The organism is Clostridium sp. UBA2485 (genome assembly GCF_002341865.1).
Taxonomy (GTDB): Bacteria; Bacillota; Clostridia; order Clostridiales; family Clostridiaceae; genus Clostridium_J.
The window spans coordinates 1-3,726 of the sequence record NZ_DDOV01000010.1 but is presented as its reverse complement, the minus strand read 5'-3'; the positions used below and the strand labels follow the sequence as shown (position 1 = coordinate 3,726).

Here is a 3,726-nt window from a genome sequence, read left to right as displayed (position 1 = left end):
TGATTGTTTTTTGAAGTTACAGGATAACTTTTTACTGTATCGGCAAACAGTGTTCGCCACAGAATAACTAGCAATTATATTGCTAGTTAGAAATCAATTAAAGAAATTATTTTACTAGAAATAATTTCATCCTCAATTGTCAATTTTCAATTCTCCATTAACTTTTTACTGTAAATCTTGAAAGAATAGATATTACATCTTTGCAAATTGTGAATTAAATAAAAAAACATAGTATACTAATATGTATACAATTGAGAATTGACTATTGACAATGGACAATTATAGATATTTCTCAGTAGAAACTGAGAAATTTTAAATTGATTGTTTTTTGAAGTTACAGAGTAACTTTTTACTGTATCGGCGAACAGTGTTCGCCACAGAATAACTAGCAATTATATTCCTAGTTAGAAATCAATTAAAGAAATTATTTTACTAGAAATTATTTTACTAGAAATAATTTCATCCTTAATTGTCAATTGTCAATTTTCAATTCTCCATTGATAAAGCCTTGTTAATTATTGAAAGTTAATATATAATGTTTTTATTCATTATTGTTATTAATAAGTCATAGTGCTTATAATTGGAATTATATATATCATTGAAAAGGAGTTATTTTTATGGGATTTAAAGACAAACTAGCTCAAAGCTATACTAACGCATATTTAAATAAATATGGTGATAGACTTACACAATTACAAGGTAGAGTTCTCTCTATCAAACCTGAAACCAAAAGTTTTCTTGGAATATTAAACTGGATAACAGTTACTATAGTATTAAAACCTGATGCAGCAAAAAATGTTTTTACTTGTGTTTATAAGAAAAGAAAATGGTTTAAAAAGCCACAATTTATACCTGTAACTCAAGGTCACTCTGTTATAATTCAAGGACTAAAGCCTAAAAAGAGTAAAAAGAATAAAGATACCAAGGAATCTATTTCTATAATAAATTTAATTAACATGACAAATAAAGCAGAATTGGTTCCTACTGAGGGTAAAATGCCTAAGCCTCAAAGAGTAAGGGCTGATAGAAGGTTTAAATAGGAGCTTCTATAATTCATTGCATATGTTATAAGTTTAAAACTGTGGACCCAATGTCCACAGTTTTTTTATTTTTTATGAGATAAGAATATATACAAGCTATTTACAAAGGAAATTATGCTTGAGAAGAAGATTATAATTAACCATTGACCTAATTGTAATGGAGAAGTGTGGAATATAGCTTGAAACATAGGTATATAAATAATTGAAATTAAAGATATCATAGATAAAGCTACTGCACCTAATAAATATAAGTTAGTAAAAGGATTTATTTCAAATAGGGAATATCTTTCTGATCTGCATTCAAACACATGTATTAGTTGTGAAGTTATTAATGTGCCTAATGCCATAGTTCTGCAGCTCTCTAAGCTCATATTATAATATTTACCTATTAAAAATGCTGCCACGGTGCAAATTCCAATCAAAGTTCCTCTCAAAAGGATTTTTTCTTTTAATCCTCTTGAAAATACACTTTCATTTTTTGCTCTAGGAGGTTGTAGCATAATATCTTTGTCTGCTGGATCAACGCCAAGAGCAATAGCCGGTAAACCATCTGTTACTAAATTTACAAACAATATTTGAATTGGAAGTAATGGTACATCAAGATAAAATAATGAAGCTAAAAACATTGTTAATACTTCTCCTAAATTGCAAGATAATAAATATCTTATAAATTTTCTTATATTATCATATATAACTCTTCCTTCTTCTACTGCTGAAACAATTGTAGCAAAATTATCATCTAGTAAAATCATTGAAGCTGCTTCTTTAGTAACATCTGTCCCTGATATACCCATGGCAATTCCTATGTCTGCCTCTTTAACAGCTGGAGCATCATTAACTCCATCTCCTGTCATAGCAACAATAACTCCCTCTTTTTTAAAAGCCTTTACTATCCTTAATTTATGTTTTGGACTTACTCTAGCAAATATCTTATACTTATTTATATTTTTTTGAAGTTCTTTATCAGAGATTTTATCTAGCTCTGCCCCTGTAATAACTTCATCAATACTTTTACATATCTCTATTTCTTTACCTATTGCAAAAGCAGTGTTTTTATGATCACCGGTTATCATTATGGGCTTAATTCCCGCAACTTTGCATTTTAATACTGCATCCTTAACTTCTTTTCTAGGAGGATCAATAATTCCTGCTATACCTATAAATATTAAGTCTTGTTCTACTGCTTCACTTTTTACTAGATTATTTTCTTTATAAGCAGCAGCAATGCATCTTAATGCTTTATAAGACATTTTATCAATTGCCTTTTCTACATTTTGTTTATGGCTGTATGTAAAAGGCTCTATTTTACCATTTATTAAAATGTGGCTACATCTTTCAATTACCCTTTCTGGTGCTCCTTTAACATAACAACTATTTTTGCCGTTTTCCTCTATGATAACAGACATCATTTTTCTTGTAGAATTGAAGGGATTTTCATATACTCTTTTTCCTTTATATATAAAATTTTGTATTTCCTTTCCGCTATTAAAAAATGCTGTTATAAGTGCTGTCTCCGTAGGATCTCCAAATAAAGTCTTCTCTAGTGTTATACCATCAAAATTATAATTACAATCATTACAATAAGTAAAAGCTTTTTTCAACATCAAATTTGGATTCTTTCCAAAATCCTCTATATTATAAATATTGTTATTAAAATATAGACTTTTTACTGTCATTTTATTTTCTGTAAGAGTACCAGTTTTATCACTACAAATTACGGAGGTACATCCTAATGTTTCAACAGCAGGTAGCTTTCTAATTAACGCCTTTCTATTTAGCATTCTTGACACGCCTAAAGCTAATGCTACTGTTACAATAGCTGCTAATCCCTCTGGAATTGCCGCAACCGCTAATGTAACACCTGATAAAAACATATTGTAGGGATCTTGTCCTCTTACAATTCCTAGTATAGTTACTAAAGTACAAATTACTAAACATAGCACAACTAATATTTTCCCTAGGGAATCTAGCCTTTCCTTTAATGGTGACTTTTCACTATCAATATTATCGAGCATATTAGCTATTTTCCCCATCTCTGTACTCATTCCTGTTGATAATACCTTTGCTTTGCCCTTTCCAGTTAGCACAATCGTTCCCATGTAAATATCATTATTACTTCTATCATTAGCATTTTTATAAACACCTACTGATTCCCCTGTTAGCAGTGATTCATCTACCATAAAGTTATTATCTTCAACTAATAAACAATCTGCTGGTATCCTATCTCCACTTTCAAGTATTACTAAATCGCCTGGAACTAAATACATAGAATTTATAACTTGTATTTTGCCATTCCTAACTACCTTAGCAGTAGGTGAAGCTAATTCTTTTAATGCCTCTAATGATTTTTCCGTTTTATATTCTTGTACAAACCCCAATATAGCATTCATAAATATTATTATTATTATAGTTATAGCATCTGCACTATCTCCCATAATTCCTGAAATTATGGTAGCACCAATTAAAACCCAAATTATAAAATCATTAAATTGAGATAAAAATATTTTAATTACTGATACTTGTTCCTTACTTTGTAAAACATTCAACCCAAATTGTCTTAGCTTTTTTTCTACTTCATCATTAGTAAGTCCTCTAACCTCTTTATCATGCACTTTTATTCCCCCTTTTCTTTTAAATGATAAATAACCTAAAACAATATACAAATATATATAGATATACCAGCTCT

General features: G+C 29.3%; 2 protein-coding genes. One reads left to right on the top strand and one right to left on the bottom strand.

Annotation, left to right across the window (positions count from 1 at the left end; translation table 11 throughout):
* Positions 1-617: 617 nt before the first annotated feature.
* Entirely contained in the window at positions 618-1,040 is a 423-nt protein-coding gene (locus tag B3603_RS01205; RefSeq protein ID WP_291559755.1) for a hypothetical protein, read from the top strand.
* A 65-nt stretch (positions 1,041-1,105) separates the two neighbouring features.
* On the opposite strand, the gene B3603_RS01200 is transcribed toward B3603_RS01205, so the two are convergent.
* Positions 1,106-3,652 (bottom strand): calcium-translocating P-type ATPase, SERCA-type, encoded by a 2,547-nt coding sequence (locus B3603_RS01200; RefSeq protein ID WP_291559753.1) that lies wholly within the window; start codon positions 3,650-3,652, stop codon positions 1,106-1,108.
* Positions 3,653-3,726 lie beyond the last annotated feature (74 nt).

Bases quoted from the DNA above. Each gene is read 5' to 3' on its own strand.
- B3603_RS01205 (WP_291559755.1), top strand. From the start codon at position 618: ATGGGATTTAAAGACAAACTAGCTCAAAGCTATACTAACGCATATTTA.